Source organism: Pseudomonas sp. FG-3G, assembly GCF_901007645.1.
Lineage (GTDB): Bacteria > Pseudomonadota > Gammaproteobacteria > Pseudomonadales > Pseudomonadaceae > Aquipseudomonas > Aquipseudomonas rhizophila.
Genome location: NZ_CAAKGZ010000003.1, coordinates 124,821 through 142,410, shown reverse-complemented (window position 1 = coordinate 142,410; position 17,590 = coordinate 124,821). Strand labels below are relative to the sequence as shown.

14 protein-coding genes are annotated in these 17,590 nt (G+C 60.9%); 4 read left to right on the top strand and 10 right to left on the bottom strand.

Going from position 1 to position 17,590, the window contains the following annotated elements; all coding sequences use genetic code 11:
* Window positions 1–16: 16 nt before the first annotated feature.
* Both PSEUDOMOFG3G_RS02450 and PSEUDOMOFG3G_RS02445 read left to right on the top strand, forming a co-directional pair.
* On the top strand, window positions 17–1,078 hold the full coding sequence (locus PSEUDOMOFG3G_RS02450) for a calcium/sodium antiporter (RefSeq protein ID WP_047228693.1): 1,062 nt from the start codon (window positions 17–19) through the stop codon (window positions 1,076–1,078).
* Entirely contained in the window at window positions 1,075–1,455 is a 381-nt protein-coding gene (locus PSEUDOMOFG3G_RS02445; protein WP_076383558.1) for a carboxymuconolactone decarboxylase family protein, read from the top strand. Before PSEUDOMOFG3G_RS02450 ends, PSEUDOMOFG3G_RS02445 begins: the two co-directional genes overlap by 4 nt.
* A 135-nt stretch (window positions 1,456–1,590) precedes the next feature.
* Here the strand turns inward: PSEUDOMOFG3G_RS02445 and PSEUDOMOFG3G_RS02440 are convergent, their stop codons facing one another.
* The 9 genes from PSEUDOMOFG3G_RS02440 to PSEUDOMOFG3G_RS02400 form a co-directional block, all read right to left on the bottom strand.
* Window positions 1,591–2,532, bottom strand: a complete 942-nt coding sequence (locus PSEUDOMOFG3G_RS02440) for an AEC family transporter (RefSeq protein WP_047228686.1) — start codon at window positions 2,530–2,532, stop codon at window positions 1,591–1,593.
* Window positions 2,533–2,791: 259 nt separating this feature from the next.
* On the bottom strand, window positions 2,792–4,345 hold the full coding sequence (garD, locus tag PSEUDOMOFG3G_RS02435; protein ID WP_139049141.1) for a galactarate dehydratase: 1,554 nt from the start codon (window positions 4,343–4,345) through the stop codon (window positions 2,792–2,794).
* A 13-nt stretch (window positions 4,346–4,358) separates the two neighbouring features.
* Window positions 4,359–5,723, bottom strand: coding sequence for an MFS transporter (locus tag PSEUDOMOFG3G_RS02430; protein ID WP_047228688.1), 1,365 nt, complete (start codon window positions 5,721–5,723; stop codon window positions 4,359–4,361).
* An 85-nt stretch (window positions 5,724–5,808) separates the two neighbouring features.
* Window positions 5,809–7,254, bottom strand: coding sequence for an aldehyde dehydrogenase family protein (locus tag PSEUDOMOFG3G_RS02425; RefSeq protein ID WP_047228689.1), 1,446 nt, complete (start codon window positions 7,252–7,254; stop codon window positions 5,809–5,811).
* Window positions 7,255–7,383: 129 nt separating this feature from the next.
* The gene (gene kdgD, locus PSEUDOMOFG3G_RS02420; RefSeq protein WP_107321877.1) at window positions 7,384–8,295 is read right to left on the bottom strand and encodes a 5-dehydro-4-deoxyglucarate dehydratase; all 912 of its coding nucleotides are present in this window, start codon (window positions 8,293–8,295) and stop codon (window positions 7,384–7,386) included.
* A 428-nt stretch (window positions 8,296–8,723) separates the two neighbouring features.
* Window positions 8,724–9,470: a FadR/GntR family transcriptional regulator gene (locus PSEUDOMOFG3G_RS02415; protein ID WP_139049140.1), complete on the bottom strand. Its 747-nt coding sequence runs from the start codon at window positions 9,468–9,470 to the stop codon at window positions 8,724–8,726.
* 256 nt (window positions 9,471–9,726) lie between these two features.
* Entirely contained in the window at window positions 9,727–11,454 is a 1,728-nt protein-coding gene (locus PSEUDOMOFG3G_RS02410; protein ID WP_139049139.1) for an ABC transporter ATP-binding protein/permease, read from the bottom strand.
* Window positions 11,455–11,547: 93 nt separating this feature from the next.
* On the bottom strand, window positions 11,548–12,108 hold the full coding sequence (locus tag PSEUDOMOFG3G_RS02405) for a response regulator transcription factor (protein WP_047229017.1): 561 nt from the start codon (window positions 12,106–12,108) through the stop codon (window positions 11,548–11,550).
* Window positions 12,101–13,363, bottom strand: a complete 1,263-nt coding sequence (locus PSEUDOMOFG3G_RS02400; protein ID WP_047229018.1) for an ATP-binding protein — start codon at window positions 13,361–13,363, stop codon at window positions 12,101–12,103. The genes PSEUDOMOFG3G_RS02405 and PSEUDOMOFG3G_RS02400 overlap by 8 nt, the downstream gene beginning before the upstream one ends.
* A 366-nt stretch (window positions 13,364–13,729) precedes the next feature.
* Between PSEUDOMOFG3G_RS02400 and PSEUDOMOFG3G_RS02395 the strand changes: the two genes are divergently transcribed.
* Complete coding sequence (locus PSEUDOMOFG3G_RS02395; protein WP_047229019.1) at window positions 13,730–14,446, top strand: SIMPL domain-containing protein; 717 nt, start codon at window positions 13,730–13,732, stop codon at window positions 14,444–14,446.
* 148 nt (window positions 14,447–14,594) lie between these two features.
* On the opposite strand, the gene PSEUDOMOFG3G_RS02390 is transcribed toward PSEUDOMOFG3G_RS02395, so the two are convergent.
* Window positions 14,595–14,978, bottom strand: coding sequence for a DUF6124 family protein (locus PSEUDOMOFG3G_RS02390; protein ID WP_107321874.1), 384 nt, complete (start codon window positions 14,976–14,978; stop codon window positions 14,595–14,597).
* A gap of 853 nt (window positions 14,979–15,831) precedes the next feature.
* On the opposite strand from PSEUDOMOFG3G_RS02390, the gene PSEUDOMOFG3G_RS02385 reads away from it, so the two are divergent.
* Window positions 15,832–17,457, top strand: a complete 1,626-nt coding sequence (locus PSEUDOMOFG3G_RS02385; protein WP_076383545.1) for an ABC transporter substrate-binding protein — start codon at window positions 15,832–15,834, stop codon at window positions 17,455–17,457.
* Window positions 17,458–17,590: the final 133 nt, after the last annotated feature.

The following is a 17,590-nucleotide window of genomic DNA, read 5'->3' as shown; positions in this document are numbered from 1 at the left end:
CATCCCGCTGCTGAGCCTGATCGAACTGTTCGGTGGCCTGCTGTTGCTGATCGCTGGTGCCGAGCTGCTGGTGCGCGCCGCCGTGGGCCTGGCGGCACGTTTGCAGGTGCGACCGCTGATCATCGGCCTGACCGTGGTCGCCTTTGGCAGCAGCGCCCCGCAAATGGCCGTCAGCCTGCAAGCGACCCTGGCGCAGAACGCCGACATCGCCGTGGGCAGCGTGATCGGCAGCAGCATCTTCAACATCCTCGTCACCCTTGGGTTGTCGGCCCTGATCATTCCGTTGCGCGTCTCGCGTCAACTGGTGCGCCTGGACATCCCGCTGATGATCGGCGCCAGCCTGCTGGTGTTCGTGCTGGCCTGGAACGAGGAACTGACGCAACTGGACGGCGCGTTGCTGTTGATGGCCCTGGCGGTGTACCTGGGCCTGTTGCTGCGCCAGTCGCGGCATTCGGGGCGACCGCATGGGATGGGCGTGGACGTGGCGCAAGTGTCATGGCCCAAAAGCCTGTCGATGATGGTCGTGGGCCTGGCGATGCTGATTTTCGCCGGGCACTTGCTGTTGGGCGCGGCGGTGGAAGTGGCGACGGACCTGGGGCTGTCGGAACGCATCATCGGCCTGACCATCGTCGCCGTCAGCACCTCGCTGCCGGAACTCGCCACCTCGCTGATCGCCGCCCTGCGGGGCCAGCGAGACATTGCCGTGGGCAACGTGATCGGCAGCAACCTGTTCAATCTGCTGGGCGTGCTGGGGGTGACGGCCCTCGCCGCGCCCTCGCCGCTCTCGGTTTCCCCCAATGCTCTGGATTTCGACCTGCCGGTGATGCTCGGCGTGGCGGTACTGTGCCTGCCGGTGTTTTATTCCGGCTACCGCGTCACCCGCGCCGAAGGTCTGCTGTTTTTGGGCTTGTACCTGGCCTATGGGCTGCATGTGGTGTCGTTCACTACCGGCATGCCTCTGGCCGGCCAACTGGAACGACTGATGCTGTTCTATGTGCTGCCGGCCCTGCTCGCGTTTTTGCTGTTCAGTTCCTTGCGCGCCTGGCGCCGTCAACACCACAAGAGGGATTTGCCATGACCGACACTCCAAAGACCGGCCTGGACATGCGCCGCCAGGTGATGGGCGACGCGTTCGTCGACCGTGCCTTGGGCAACGCCACCGAATTCACCCAGCCGCTGCAGGACTTCGTCAACGAGCACGCCTGGGGCAGCGTTTGGAGCCGCGAAGGCCTGCCGCTCAAAACCCGCAGCCTGATCACCCTCGCCGCCCTCACCGCCCTCAAATGCCCGCAGGAATTGAAAGGCCACGTGCGCGGGGCGCTGAACAATGGTTGTACGGTTGAGGAGATTCGCGAGGCGTTGCTGCATTGCGCGGTGTATGCGGGGGTGCCGGCGGCGATTGATGCGTTTCGGGCGGCGCAGGAAGTGATCGATAGTTATCAGAAATCTGAGTGACTGTTAGATCGCTATCGCGAGCAAGCTCGCTCCCACAGTGGATCTTCGGTGTACATAAAATTCCGGTACACCTGCGATTACCTGTGGGAGCGAGCTTGCTCGCGATTGGCCCTCAAGAACACCACAACCCAGAACCTAGATCCACCCACCCCACTGCAACACAAAAATCCCCAGGTTGGTGGTAATCGCCGCCATCAGCGTGGTGATGACGATGATCGCCGCGGCCAGTTCATGGTTGCCATCGGCCGCGCGGGCCATGACGTAACTGGCGGCGGCGGTGGGACTGCCAAAGTACAGGAACAGAATTCCCAGCTCCGCCCCACGAAAACCCCAGAGCCAGGCGCCGAGGGTCGCCAGCAGCGGCAGGCCGATCATTTTCACCAGGCTCGAACTCAGGGCCATCTTTCCGCTTTTGCGCAGCGCCGCCAGCGACAGCGTGCCGCCGATGCAGATCAACGCCAGCGGCAAAGTCATCTGGGCAAGGTATTTGGCCGAGGTTTCAAACCAGTTCGGCAGGCCTATCTGCCAATAGGCCAACGGCGCGGCTACGACCACACTGATGATCAGCGGGTTGCTGACCACGCTTTTGCAGATGCTCCAGGGGTCGGACTTGATCACTGGGCTGTAGACCGCCAGCACGATGGTCGACAGGGTGTTGTAGAACAGGATCACCAGGGCCGCGAGTATCGACCCCAGGGAAATCCCGTAGTCGCCATACATGCTCGCCGCCAGTGCCAGGCCGATCACGCCGTTATTGCCGCGAAAGGCGCCCTGGGTATAGATGCCACGGTCCTCACGCGGGCAACGCCAGATCGCCCAGCCCCAGGCCACGGCAAAGCACACCAGGGTGGCAATGGAGAAATAGATCAACAGGTCCGGCTGCAATGCCGCGTGGAGATCGGCATGCAGGATGCCGAGGAACAACAGCGCCGGCATGGTGACGTTGAACACCAGGGACGAGGCCATGTGGATGAAGTTGTCGTTGATCCAATAGATGCGCTTGAGCAACGTCCCCAGAAACAACATGGCAAACACCGGCGCGGTGATGTTCAGGGTTTCGAGGAAAATTGCCAGCATGCCGGGGACCTTGAGAAGGGTGTCGTTAGGTGGCTAATGATAGCCACTAACGACACTGGCGTCTGGTAGACCGCTATCGCGAGCAGGCTCGCTCCCACATTTGTTCCTGGGTGAACACAAAATCCATATTCACCACAAACTCCTGTGGGAGCGAGCTTGCTCGCGATAGCGGTGTGTCAGCTTGCATAAATGCTGAATGTACCGCCGTCATCGCGAGCAAGCTCGCTCCCACACTGGATCTCCAGCGATCACGAAATCATCAAGTAATCGGCGCCGGGTTGAACAAGGTGATGTCGTTGTACAGCTTGTGCCGCTCGGCCCAGGTCTGTTTCTTGCCGCTGGCCACGTCCAGGTAGTAATGGAACAGTTCCCAGCCCAGTTCCTCGATGGAGGCGCGCCCGGTGGCGATCCGGCCGGCGTCGATGTCGATCAGGTCCGGCCAGCGCTGGGCCAGTTCGGTGCGGGTCGAGACCTTCACCACCGGCGCCATGGCCAAGCCGTACGGCGTGCCACGGCCGGTGGTGAAGACATGCAGGTTCATCCCCGCCGCCAGTTGCAAGGTGCCGCAGACAAAATCACTGGCCGGCGTGGCGCAGAAGATCAGGCCCTTTTGCTTAAAGCGCTCGCCCGGACCCAACACGCCGTTGATCGCACTGCTGCCGGACTTGACGATCGAGCCCAGGGATTTTTCGACGATGTTCGACAGCCCGCCCTTCTTGTTGCCCGGTGTGGTGTTGGCACTGCGATCGGCCTCGCCCTTGGCCAGGTAACGGTCGTACCAGTCCATCTCGCGTACCAGCTCCTGGGCGACTTCCCGGGTTTGCGCCCGGGAGGTCAGCAGGTAGATCGCATCGCGCACTTCGGTGACTTCGGAAAACATCACCGTCGCCCCGGCCCGCAGCAGCAGGTCCGAGGCATAGCCCAGGGCCGGGTTGGCGGTGATGCCGGAAAACGCATCGCTGCCGCCGCACTGCATGCCCAGGATCAGCTCCGAGGCCGGCACGGTTTCGCGGCGGCGCTGGTCGAGTTTCTTCAGCCGGGTTTCGGCCAGTTCCATGATCTGCTCGATCATTTCGGTGAAACCGTGACTGGAATCCTGCAAGCGATACAGCCACGGCTCACTGAGGTCCACCGAGCTGTCGTTCTCATGCATCACCTGCCCGGCCTGCAATTTCTCGCAGCCCAGGCTGATTACCAGCGCTTCGCCACCCAGGTTCGGGTTGCGGGCCAGATTGCGCACGGTTCGGATCGGGATGTACGCGTCGGTGGCGGTGATCGCCACGCCGCAGCCGTAGCTGTGGGTCAGCGCCACCACGTCATCGACGTTCGGGTACTTGGGCAGCAATTCGTCCTTGATGCGCTTGACCGCATGGTCCAGCACCCCGGTCACGCACTGCACCGTGGTGGTTATGCCCAGGATGTTGCGTGTGCCCACGGTACCGTCGGCGTTGCGATAGCCCTCGAAGGTGTAGCCTTGCAACGGCGCATCGGCCGCCGGCACGTCGGTGGACAGCGGCAGGCTGTCCAGCGGCGGCGCGGTGGGCATGCGCAGTTGGTCTTCCTTGACCCAACTGCCACGGGGGATTGGTTGCAATGCGTAGCCAATGACCTGGCCGTAGCGAATCACCTCGCCGCCCTCGGGAATATCTTCCAGGGTGACCTTGTGGCTCTGCGGTACAAAGTCCACGGTGACCAGGCCATCCGGGAACTCAGTCCCGGCTGGCACGCCCTGGTCGTTCACCACAATGACCACGTTGTCCCGCTCATTCAGGCGGATGTAACGGGGCGAATCGGCATGTTCAATCAGTTGCATCGACATCGCTCCTTCAGGATTTCGCTTCAGACAGGCTGGAAAGTTGATCATCCCGGGCCGCGGGCTCTTTGAGCACGACACGCTTGATCGGCCCGACGATCACCAGGTAACTGAACACCGCCATCAGCGCGTTGCAGCCCACGAACACCAGCGCCCATTTGAACGAACCGGTGGAGCTGATGATGTAGCCGATGACGATCGGCGTGGTGATCGATGCCAGGTTGCCGAAGGTGTTGAACAGGCCGCCACTCAGACCGGCGATCTGTTTTGGCGAAGTGTCGGACACCACGGCCCAACCCAGTGCGCCTACGCCTTTACCGAAGAAGGCCAAGGCCATGAAGCCCACCACCATCCATTCGATGTCCACGTAGTTGCACGCCACGATGCTGCTGGACACCAGCAGGCCGGCGATGATCGGCGCCTTGCGAGCGAAGGTCAGCGAGTGGCCCTTGCGCAGCAGGTAGTCGGAAATCACCCCGCCTAGCACGCCACCGATGAAGCCGCAGATCGCCGGCAAGGAGGCGATGAAACCAGCCTTGAGGATGGTCATGCCGCGTTCCTGCACCAGGTACACCGGGAACCAGGTCAGGAAGAAGTAGGTGATGCCGTTGATGCAGTATTGGCCCAGGTACACGCCGAGCATCATGCGGTTGGTCAGCAGTTGGCGGATGTAATCCCACTTCGGACCGTCGGTCTTCTTACCCCTGCCCTTGTCCTGGTCCATGTCGACCATCGCGCCGTTGGCGGCGATGTGATTGAACTCGGCCTCATTGATCATCGGGTGCTGACGCGGGCTGTGGATAACCTTCAGCCAGACCAGCGAGAACACGATACCGACCACGCCCATCACGATGAACACGTGCTGCCAGCCAAAGCGGTAGACGATCCAGCCCATCAGCGGCGCAAACAACACCGTGGCGAAATACTGGGCCGAGTTGAAAATCGCCGAAGCGGTGCCGCGTTCAGCGGTGGGGAACCAGGCCGCGACGATGCGGGCGTTACCCGGGAAGGAAGGCGCCTCGGCCAGCCCCACCAGAAAACGCAGCATGAACAGCGCCACCACGGCGGTGGAGACACCGAATTCACCGACATAGCCTTGCAGCACGGTGAACAGCGACCAGGTAAAAATGCTCAAGGCATAGATTTTTTTCGACCCGAACCGGTCAAGCAGCCAGCCGCCCGGGATCTGCCCGGCCACGTAGGCCCAGCCGAAGGCGGAGAAGATATAACCGAGGGTAACGGCATCGATGCCGAGGTCTTTCTGCAGGCTGGAGCCGGCGATAGCGATGGTTGCGCGGTCGGCATAGTTGATCGTTGTCACCAGAAACAGCATGAGCAGGATCAAATAGCGGACGCGAGTCGGCTTGGTTTCTTGCATTTAAATCTACTTCCACTATTTATTTTTATACGGGAAATCTGGTTGTACGGCCGGGCGGGTTGTCCCGCTCCGGCCGGTGTCGCAATTACGATCCGATGTAAGAAGTTTTCACCACGGTGTAGAACTCTTGCGCATAGCGACCTTGCTCGCGCGAGCCATAGGACGAACCTTTGCGGCCGCCGAACGGTACATGGTAATCCACGCCGGCGGTCGGCAGATTGACCATCACCATGCCCGCCTGGGAATGACGCTTGAAGTGGTTGGCATATTTGAGCGAGGTGGTGGCGATACCGGCGGACAGCCCGAACTCGGTGTCGTTGGCCATCGCCAGCGCCGCTTCATAATCGGCCACACGCACGACGTTGGCCACCGGGCCAAAGATTTCTTCGCGGCTGATGCGCATCGAGGCTTCGCTGTCGGCAAACAGTGTCGGTGCCAGGAAATAACCTTCGGTGTCGCACGTCACCAGGCCGCCACCGCTGACCAGCCGCGCACCTTCGCTCTGGCCGATGTCGATGTACTTCAAGTCCTGGTTGAGCTGGGCTTCGGAAACCACCGGCCCGATATCGGTGCCGGCCTTCAAGGCATGACCGACCTTGATCGACTGCATGCGCTCGGCCATGGCAGCGACGAACTTGTCGTGGATGCCGGCGGTCACGATCAGGCGGCTCGAAGCCGTGCAACGCTGGCCGGTGGAGTAGAACGCGCTCTGCACCGCCAGTTCGACAGCCTGTTTGAGATCGGCGTCGTCGAGGATGACCTGCGGGTTCTTGCCGCCCATCTCCAGTTGCACCTTGGCCTGGCGCGCCACGCAATTGACCGCGATCTGCCGCCCCACGCCCACGGAACCGGTGAAGCTGATACCGTCGACCTTCGGGCTGTTGACCAGGACTTCACCGACCACACGGCCGCTGCCCATCACCAGGTTGAACACACCGGCCGGGAAACCGGCGCGGGAAATGATGTCCGCCAGGGCCCAGGCACAACCTGGCACCAATTCGGCGGGCTTGATCACCACACAGTTGCCGTAGGCCAGCGCCGGGGCGATCTTCCAGGCAGGGATCGCGATCGGGAAGTTCCACGGCGTGATCAAACCGACCACACCCAACGCTTCACGGGTGACTTCGACGTTGACGCCCGGGCGCACCGACGGCAAGTAATCGCCCGACAGGCGCAGGCACTCGCCAGCGAAAAACTTGAAAATGTTGCCGGCGCGGGTCACTTCGCCAATGGCTTCGGGCAGGGTCTTGCCCTCCTCCCGGGCCAACAGTTGGCCGAGTTCTTCGCGACGGGCGAGGATCTCGCTGCCGACTTTGTCCAGCGCATCGTGACGGGCCTGGATGCCCGAGGTCGACCAGGCCGGGAACGCGGCGCGGGCGGCTTCGATGGCGGCATTGACTTGAGCTGCATCAGCCTTGGCGTATTCACCAATGACATCGGACAAGTCAGACGGGTTGATGTTGGTGCAATAGTCGGCACCGGCCACCCACTGACCGTTGATGTAGTTATCGAAACGCTTTGAATCTGCCACGGAGCTACTCCTTCTACAATAGCTGTCTAGGAACGCAGAGCGTCCCTGGCTGCGTGCCCACGCGGAGCGTGGGAACGATCAAGCCTTACGCAAAAAGCCGCTGATTGCTCAGCGGCTTCGTCGGATCTGTTACTGCTTGCCTTGCTTGTCGATCAGCGCGGCCAGGGCATCGTATTCTTCCGGCAGCAGGTCGGTCAGCGGCGTACGCACAGGGCCTGCGTCGTAGCCGACGATCTTCGCGCCAGCCTTGACGATGCTCACGGCATAACCGGCCTTGCGGTTACGAATGTCCAGGTAAGGCAGGAAGAAGTCGTCGATGATCTTGCCGACGGTCGCGTGATCTTCACGGGAAATGGCGTGGTAGAAATCCATCGCGGTTTTCGGAATGAAGTTGAACACCGCCGAGGAGTAGACCGGCACGCCCAGGGCCTTGTAGGCCGCGGCATAGACTTCTGCGGTCGGCAGGCCGCCCAGGTAGCTGAAACGATCGCCGAGACGACGGCGGATCGACACCATCAGTTCGATATCGCCCAGGCCATCCTTGTAGCCGATCAGGTTCGGGCAGCGCTCGGCCAGTTGCTCCAAGTGCGTGGCGTTCAGGCGGCAGACGTTGCGGTTGTAAACCACTACGCCGATCTTCACCGATTTGCACACGGCTTCAACGTGGGCGGCTACGCCGTCCTGGCTGGCTTCAGTCAGGTAGTGCGGCAGCAGCAACAGGCCCTTGGCGCCCAGACGCTCGGCTTCCTGAGCGTACTCGATGGCCTGGCGGGTAGCACCGCCAACACCGGCGAGGATTGGCACGCTGGTGGCGCAGGTATCAACAGCTGTCTTGATGACTTGCGAATACTCGCTGGCCGCCAGGGAGAAAAACTCACCAGTGCCGCCCGCTGCGAAAAGTGCCGAGGCGCCATACGGGGCCAGCCACTCGAGGCGCTTGACGTAGCTGTCGCGATTGAAATCGCCTTGAGCAGTGAAATCGGTGACCGGGAAAGACAGCAGGCCAGACGAGAGGATGGACTTCAGTTCTTGTGGATTCATTATTCGAACACCCTGGACGCAAATGTTGTGTTGTAGGAAACGGTTCAGCTTCAAGAGAAGTTGTAAGTCATCGTACAACTTAAAATACGAACGTCAACTGCATTTCGTCTTTTGTCGGGGGTCAGGTGCGCGGAGTTTGGCGAAAAGCCTTTGAGATCGGGTCTTTGAGGTTTGCTGGCAAACTGAGGAATCTTGCCCTGCGAGGCAGCGGACCGCTCTTCAAGTTGCGGATTAAGGTGTAGGGCTTATTGCACTCGAACCAAACACGGCACCGCTGTGGCGAGGGAGCTGGCTCCCGTTCGACTGCGAAGCAGTCGCCAACCTGTTGAACGGCGATCGACCGAAAGAGCTGAGGGGCCGCTTCGCAGCCCAGCGGGAGCCAGCTCCCTCGCCACGACAGCATCCTTGCCAGCAGAGCAGTGAGCGATTCAGCCCTGCGCTTGCGCCTCTTCATGAGCCTGGCGCAGCCGTTCGCGGCTGTTGGTCAGGTGCAAGCGCATGGCCGCACGGGCCGCGTCGGAGTCCTGGCGGGCGATGGCTTCGTAGATTTCTTCGTGTTCGCGGCTCAGGCGATCCATGTAGTGCTGGTGGTCGTCGTGGGCCAGGCGCGCCGAATTCAGCCGGGTGCGCGGGATGATGCTGGTGCCCAGGTGGGTCATGATGTCAGTGAAGTAGCGGTTGCCGGTGGACAGGGCGATTTCCAGGTGGAAGGCGAAGTCCGAGGCCACCGCGTCGCTGGCGTGAGCGGCGCTTTCGTTCAAGGCGTCGAGGGCGGCGCGCATCGTCGCCAACTGCTCGTCGCTACGACGCTGCGCCGCAAGCCCAGCGGACTCCACTTCCAAGCTGATGCGCAGCTCCAGGATCGCCAGCACGTCACGCAAGGTGACCACCGTCGCCGGGTCGATGCGAAAGCCGCTCGGGCTGGGCGTGTCCAGCACGAAGGTGCCGATGCCGTGGCGGGTTTCCACCTGGCCGGCGGCCTGCAAACGGGAAATCGCCTCGCGCACCACGGTGCGGCTGACGCCATGGGCTTCCATGATCGCCGACTCGGTGGGCAATTTATCGCCACGCTTGAGCAGACCGTCGCGAATCTGCTCGGTCAACACCGTCACCAGCTCCTGCGCCAGGCTGCGGCGCTTGCGGGGAAGGCGTGGTACGTCGATCGGTCTTTCCATGTGTCTGTGTCTCGGCAAGCGGCTGAATGCGCATCATGATAGCGCAACGGGGTTGTACGATCACCGTGCTCCCTGGCGGTCTTGGCAAAGTTTGCCGCCATGCACCGTTGTGGCGAGGGGATTTATCCCCGCTGGGCTGCGGAGCAGCCCTCTTGATCTACCAGCAGATCAATATCGTTGACCTTTGATTTTGAAGGGGCGCTTCGCACCCAACGGGGATAAATCCCCTCGCCACAACGGTGTTCGGCAATGACAATCAGGCGACTACAGCTTGCTCCACCAGTTGGCCATTTTCGATACGCACATGTCGCGGATGGAACCGTTTCAAACTGCTGCGATGGCCAACGCTGACAATGCTCAGCCCCGGCAACTGATCAATCAGCGCCTGGTACAGCGTCGCTTCATCTTCTTCGTCCATCGCCGACGTGGCTTCGTCCATATACAACCATTGTGGTGCGTAGAGCAATGCGCGGGCGAACGCCAGGCGTTGCTGCTCGCCGGGCGAGAGCATGCGCTGCCAGTGGTTGGCCTCGTCCAGTCGCGCCACCAGATGCGGCAGGCGACAGGTTTCCAGCACTTGGGCATAACGCTCTGGCGGGTACGTGTCGCCCGGTTGTGGATAACTCAGCGCTTCGCGCAGGGTGCCAATGGGCAGATAGGGTTTTTGCGGCAGGAACAGATAACGCGCCGCGGGCAACCGGATCGCGCCGTGGCCATCCGGCCACAAATGCCCCATTGCCCGGAACAGGGTGGATTTACCGCTGCCCGAACGCCCGCTGAGCATCACCCGCTCGCCCGGTTCGACGGTCATGTCGGTATGGCTGAGCAAATGGCGGCCGTCGGCCAGGTCCAACCCCAGGTTTTGCACTTTCAATGCATGGCCTTGGTTCTGCACATCGATGGCCGGCACGCGGTCTTCGTTGTCGCTCATGGCCTGGCGGAAGCTCAGCAGACGGTCACACGTGGCGCGCCACGCGGCAAGGTCGGTGTACGCGCTGATGAACCAACTGAAATTCTCCTGCACATTGCCGAACGCCGAGTTGATCTGCATAAGCTCGCCCAGCTGGATCTTGCCGGCGAAGTAGCGTGGCGCGGCGACGATGAACGGGAAGATGATTGCAATCTGGCCGTAGCCGGAGGTGAAGAAGGTCAGGCGCTTGGACACCCGCATGATGTCCCAGAAGTTATGCCAGACCAGACCAAAGCGGCCACTCAAGCGGCGGTTCTCGTTGGGTTCGCCGTTGTACAAGGCAATGCTCTCGGCGTTCTCACGCACCCGCACCATGGAAAAACGCAGGTCGGCTTCAAAGCGTTGCTGGTTGTTGTTCAGGCTGATCAAGCGACGACCGATCAGGTGCGTCAGCCAACTGCCCACCGCCGCATACACCAGCGCACACCAGAACATGTAGCCGGGGATGGTGTAGCCAAATACCTGGATGCTGCCCGACACGCCCCACAAAATGATCGAGAACGACACCAGGCTGACCACGGTGCGCAGCAGCCCCAGGCCCAGGCCCAAGGTGTTGCTGGTAAAACTGTTGAGGTCTTCGGAAATCCGCTGGTCCGGGTTATCGGTGTAACCGCCCTGCTCCAGTCGGTAGTAATTCTTGTCATTGAGCCAACGGGCGAAGTGTTTCTCCGTGAGCCAGGCCCGCCAGCGGATGGTGAGCATCTGCGTGAGGTACAAGCGATACACCGCGCCCAGGATCGCCACCGCGGCGATGCCGCAGAAATACAGGATCAACCGCCAGAACGCGACGCTGTCCTTCTCCTGCAAGGCGTTATAGAAATCCTTGTACCAACTGTTGATCCACACCGAAATCGCCACGCTGAACAGCGACAGCACGATGACGGCAATCAACAGCGTCCAGGCCTTGCCCTTCTCCTCACTGCGCCAGTACGGCGTGGTCATTTGCCAGACACGGCGGAAAAACTGCCCGCGCACCGCATCATTGACCGCGGAATATTCAGCGTTCTGATTCATGGTTAAGGCTCTGTAAAGAAAAAAAACTCGGGCCGATCATAGAACAACGGCCCGATTTGCCGCGAGGGTGGACAACATCTGTTCAGCGCAGGTTCAGCGACGCACGGGGCGCTTCTGCAATTTGCGCTGCAAGGTGCGCCGGTGCATGCCCAGGGCGCGGGCAGTGGCGGAAATGTTGCCTTCGTGCTCGGTCAGCACCCGCTGGATGTGCTCCCATTGCAGGCGGTCCACCGACATGGGGTTTTCCGGCACCAGGGTGTCCAGATCGGCGTGTTCGGACAACAGGGCCGCCAGCACATCATCGGCGTCGGCCGGTTTGCACAGGTAATTGCAGGCGCCACGTTTGATCGCCTCCACCGCGGTGGCGATGCTCGAGTAACCGGTGAGGATCACCACGCGCATTTCCGGGTCCAGCTCCAGCAGTTTGGGCAACAGCACCAGGCCCGAGTCGCCGTCCATTTTCAAATCCAGCGCGGCGTAGTCCGGCAGGTCGGCCTGGGCGATGCTCAAGCCCTCCTCGGCGGAACCGGCGGTGCTCACGCGAAAGCCCCGACGGGACATGGCCCGGGCCATGACGCGGGTGAAGGTGGCGTCGTCGTCCACCAGCAACAGATGCGGCAGTTCTTCGCCGTCGACTTGGATCTCGTCACTCATGTTCGTCTCCTCGGTCGGCATGGGGCAGGCGCAGCTCGGTGAGCGTGCCGCCCTCCTCATGGGGGTAGAGTTTCACCGAGCCGCCGGCGCGTGTCACGCTGGCCTTGCTCAAAAACAGGCCCAGGCCGAAACCTTTGCCCTTGGTGGTGTAGAACGGCTTGCCGATTTGCTCGGCAATCGCCAGCGGCACACCGGCGCCATGGTCGCGAATGCTTATGGTCAGCTCGTAGGCATTCCAGTCCAGCGCCACTTCCAGGCCTTCGGGGCAGGCGTCGGCGGCGTTGTTCAACAAGTTGAGCAACGCCTGGGTCAGGTCCGGTGGCGGCGCCATGCGCGGCACCGGTCCTTGACCCAGACGCTGGAAGCGATAACTGGCCTCCGGGCGCATCAGGTGCCAGCGATTCAGGGCCTCGTCGAGCCAGTCGGTGACGTCCTGCATGTCGATGGCCAGCCGGCGGTTGGCCTCGGCGGCACGCACCAGGTACTGCAGGGTTTCCTTGCAGAGCTGGACCTGATCCTGCAATACACCGAGGTCTTCCTGCAGCGCCGGGTCGTGATGATCCTGGCGCATCTCCTTGAGCAGTACGCTCATGGTGGCCAACGGCGTGCCCAACTCATGGGCGGCACCCGCGGCCTGGGTCGCCACGGCCAGCAATTGCTCGTCCCGCAGGCCCTCTTCACGGCGAATGGCCCGCAGCTCTTCTTGACGACGCAACTCTTCGGCCATGCGCGCAGCAAAAAACGTAATGACCGCCGCCGCCAGGGCGAAACTCAGCCACATGCCGTATATCTGCAGGTTTTCCCGGGCAATGGGGAAGGTTTCCAGCGGATAGAAGCGCGCCAGCAACAAGGTGTACAGCGCCAGGGCGATGCCGGACAGGATCAGCGAATACCGCCACGGCAACGTCACCGCGGCGATGGTCAGCGGCACCAGGTAATAGGACACGAAAGGGTTGGTGGAGCCGCCGGAGAAATACAGCAACGCGCTGTGGATAAACAGATCGCAGGCCAGTTGCACGGCGTATTCCAGCTCAGTCACCGGCCACGAGGTGCGCAGGCGGATGGCGGTCAGCGCGCACAGTATCGAAGAGCAGGCCAGGGTGATCGCCAATTGCAGCCACGGCAGCGGCAGCAGCTCGAACCAATAGGCGAGCCCCACGGACCCGGCCTGGGCGGCCAGGACCAGAATGCGGATAAACGTCAGACGCCAGAGGTTCTGGCGAGAGGCGGAAGTCATTTGCAAAGGGGCGAGCATGAGCTCTCCTGATGAGCGCTCCAGGCGGATCGCACGGAGTATAACCAAGGCGCGGCTTGCACAGGCAGCTATGCGGCAAAGCGCCACAGCCCCGAAATGACACACTAACCATTGTGGCGAGGGGATTTATCCCCGCTGGGGCGCGAAGCGGCTCCCAAAATAAGGTCGGGCACCACGCTGAGCTAGATCATGACAATTCTGGGACTGCTGCGCAGTCCAGCGGGGATAAATCCCCTCGCCACAAAAAGCCTCTCACCCGCAATCTGTATAGAAGTTGTAACTGTGCGAACCCGCCCATAAAAGCTAGAGTCTTACCGTTCACGCAGGCCCGGATCTCACCCCTGCGCCTCATCCCAAGGAGCTTTCATGCAAACGTTCAGTCGTCACGCCGCCCTGCTCGCCCTCAGCCTCGGCACCGTCGCCAGCCTGCCGGCCCTGGCCGCCGATGAGCTTCACTACAACCAGATTTCCCTGCGCGCCGAAGCCAGCCAGGAAGTCGCCCGCGACCTGATGATCGTCACCCTCTACACCGAGGAACAAAACACCGACCCGGCCAAACTCGCCGCGGCCGTCACCACCACGCTGAACAAAGCCATCGGCCAGGCCAAGCAGGTCAAGGACATCACCCTGCGCCAGGGCAGCCGTAACAGTTACCCGGTCTACGACAACAAAGGCCAGAAAATCACCGGCTGGCGCGAACGCGCCGAACTGCGCCTGGAAAGCGCCGACTTCGCGGCCCTGTCCAAACTCACTGGCGAGTTACTCACCGACCTGAAAATGGGCGGCATGGACTTCACCATCTCCACCGCCACCCGCCAGACCAGCGAAGACGCCCTGCTCAAGGACGCCGTCAACGCCTTCAAAGCCCGCGCCCAACTGGCCACCGAAGCCCTGGGCGGCAAGGGTTACAAAATCGTCAACCTGAACCTCAACAGCAACGGCTACCCACAGCCCTACATGCGCCCGCAGATGATGATGAAAGCGGCGTCCATGGATGCCGAGTCGGTGACGCCTGAAGTGGAAGCGGGCACCAGCAAAGTGAACATGACGGCGGATGGGGTGGTTGAGGTGTTGATGCAGTAACCCGCCTGATCGTTGCCGATCGTTCCCACGCTCCGCGTGGGAATGCCTCCACGGACGCTCCGCGTTCGGCTTTGGAAAGGGACGCAGAGCGTCCCGGGCTACATTCCCACGCGGAGCATGGGAACGATCAACTTCCGTGGCGAGGGGATCAAGGTGCCGGGCTGGCCGGCACTTCAAGCTGATCCAACGCCTTGTCCACCAGCAACTGACACAACTCCACCAACTGATGAATCCCCAGCGCCACACTTCGCCGCGTGCCCTCCACTTCAAAGGCCAGGTCCTCGGCCATGGCTTTTATCGAGGCCAGGGTTTCGGAGGTGCTGGTCAGCAGCGTGTCGGCGTCGGCTTCCGCTGTGACGGAAAACAGGCTGTCGATGCGCGGATCGGTGCTTGGCTCTGGTTTTTTTGGATTGAGGTAATGATTGAGTGCCCGCTCTGCGGCGGCTCGGTCTTTGAGTAGGTCTTCGATGGAATCGAAATCCGCCAATGGATTTGTTCTGTTGAAGTTCGGTTCAGTCTTTCCTTCGTTCATGTGCATGCTCCTGATGAAATTGGAGCCATCACTTGCCGTTATGGTCGTGAGGCTTACGACCTATTAATTTCGGGTTCCCACTCCCGGTCGCTGAATCGCAGCGACAAGAAAAAGGTTAGAGAGCCCACTTCCGAGCGGCAACCCTAAAAAACTGTGGGATGTTTCGGTTCGGGGCCGGTGATCCTTCCGACACAAATGAATGACTCGTGCCGCTTCGCTTCCTGACGCCGCAAACCCCGTGGCGAGGGAGCTTGCTCCCGCTGGGGCGCGAAGCGGCCCTAAAAACAGCGACGCCATTCATCTGACAAACCGAGGTGTCAGGTTTTGGGCTGCTATGCAGCCCAGCGGGAGCAAGCTCCCTCGCCACGGGTCTGGTGTTCGACGAAGCGTAGGCGTCGGTTGCCGGACCGCCCTCGCGAGCAGGCTCGCTCCCACCATTGGATCGGGGTACAACCGCAAGAAACAGGCCGGCTAGCAGGCCGCCACGTCACCAACCCGAGCTAACCCAGTAGCGCGCAATACACACAAAGGCCGCGTCGATAAACACATAAAGACCCTTGGGTTGCACCCCTCTATCTCGCGGGTTTCATGGGGTGATACCTGCCCCAATGCGGTGCACAAATACCTTCGAGGCGCACAGGAATCGGGCGCGACTTGTATCAGAAACGGCCACGCAAACGATCAAATGCGTCAGAAGTTACACAGATGCGACATTAAGGTACGTTCGTGCCACTGTTTCAGGCCTGTAACCGCTCTGGATCTTGCATTGGGTATGGGGCCTGCATAAGTATCCGCAGGACGACTCACGAGGTCGCCCTCAAATCCAAAAATGACAACAAATCATGAGGCCAACATGCTTAAACACGCGGTCATTCCGTTTTTAGTCGGCGCAGGCTTGTTAGCCAGCGCACCTTTCGCCCATGCGGCGACTAACCTGGTGTTCTGCTCCGAAGGGAGTCCGGCCGGTTTTGACCCTGGTCAGTACACCACCGGAACCGACTTCGACGCCTCTGCAGAAACCATGTTCAACCGCCTGACCCAGTTCGAACGCGGCGGCACCGCTGTGATTCCTGGCCTGGCGACCAAATGGGACATTTCCGAAGACGGCCTCACCTACACCTTCCACTTGCGTGAAGGCGTCAAGTTCCACACCACCCCGTATTTCAAGCCGACTCGTGAATTCAACGCCGACGACGTGCTGTTCACCTTCAATCGCATGATCAGCAAGGATGACCCGTTCCGTAAGGCCTACCCGACCGAATTCCCGTACTTCACCGACATGGGGATGGACACCAACATCACCAAGATCGATAAAGTCGACGACCACACCGTCAAGTTCACCCTCAAGGATGTTGACGCCGCGTTCATCCAGAACATGGCCATGAGCTTCGCCTCGATCCAGTCCGCCGAGTACGCTGCCCAGCTGCTCAAGGAAGGCAAGGCCCCCGACATCAACCAGAAACCGGTCGGCACCGGCCCGTTCGTGTTCAAGAGCTACCAGAAAGACTCCAACATCCGCTACACCGGGAACAAGGACTACTGGAAGCCTGAAGACGTGAAGATCGACAACCTGATCTTCGCCATCACCACCGACCCATCGGTACGTATCCAGAAGCTGAAGAAGAACGAGTGCCAGGTCACCCTCTTCCCACGCCCAGCCGACCTCAAGGCGCTGAAGGAAGACAAGGCACTGAAGATGCCTGACCAGGCGGGTTTCAACCTGGGCTACATCGCTTACAACGTGATGGACAAGATCAAGGGCAGCAACGAGCCGAACATTCTGGCCGACCTGAAAGTTCGCCAGGCGCTGGACATGGCGGTCAACAAGCCACAGATCATCGATTCGGTCTACCAGGGCGCTGGTCAACTGGCGGTCAACGCCATGCCGCCGACCCAATGGTCCTACGACACCACCATCAAGGACGCCAAGTACGACCCTGAGAAAGCCAAGACGCTGCTCAAGGAAGCCGGCGTCAAGGAAGGCACCAACATCACCCTGTGGGCGATGCCGGTACAGCGTCCGTACAACCCGAACGCCAAGCTGATGGCTGAAATGCTGCAGTCCGACTGGAAGAAGATCGGCCTGAACGTCAACATCGTCAGCTACGAATGGGGCGAGTACATCAAGCGCTCCAAGGGCGGCGAGAACCAGGCCATGATCATTGGCTGGAGCGGTGACAACGGTGACCCGGATAACTGGCTCAACGTGCTGTTCGGCTGCGACTCGCTGGCCGGTAACAACTTCTCCAAATGGTGCGACAAGAAGTTCGACGACCTCGTCAAGCAGGCCAAGCGCACGACCGACCAGGCCAAGCGCACCGAACTGTACAAACAGGCGCAACACGTCCTCAAGGACGCTGTGCCGATGACACCTATCGCTCACTCGACGGTGTATCAACCCATGCGCGCCAATGTGCAGGACTTCAAGATCAGCCCGTTTGGCTTGAACTCCTTCTACGGCGTCAGCGTCAGCAAATAAAGTGACCTGTGGCGAGGGAGCTTGCTCCCGCTGGGCTGCGTAGCAGCCCCTTTTTAAGCGCGATGGCGGTGTACCAACAACGCCATCGCGAGCAGGGCTCGCTCCCACGGCATACCGTTGCTTTAGGCCAAGA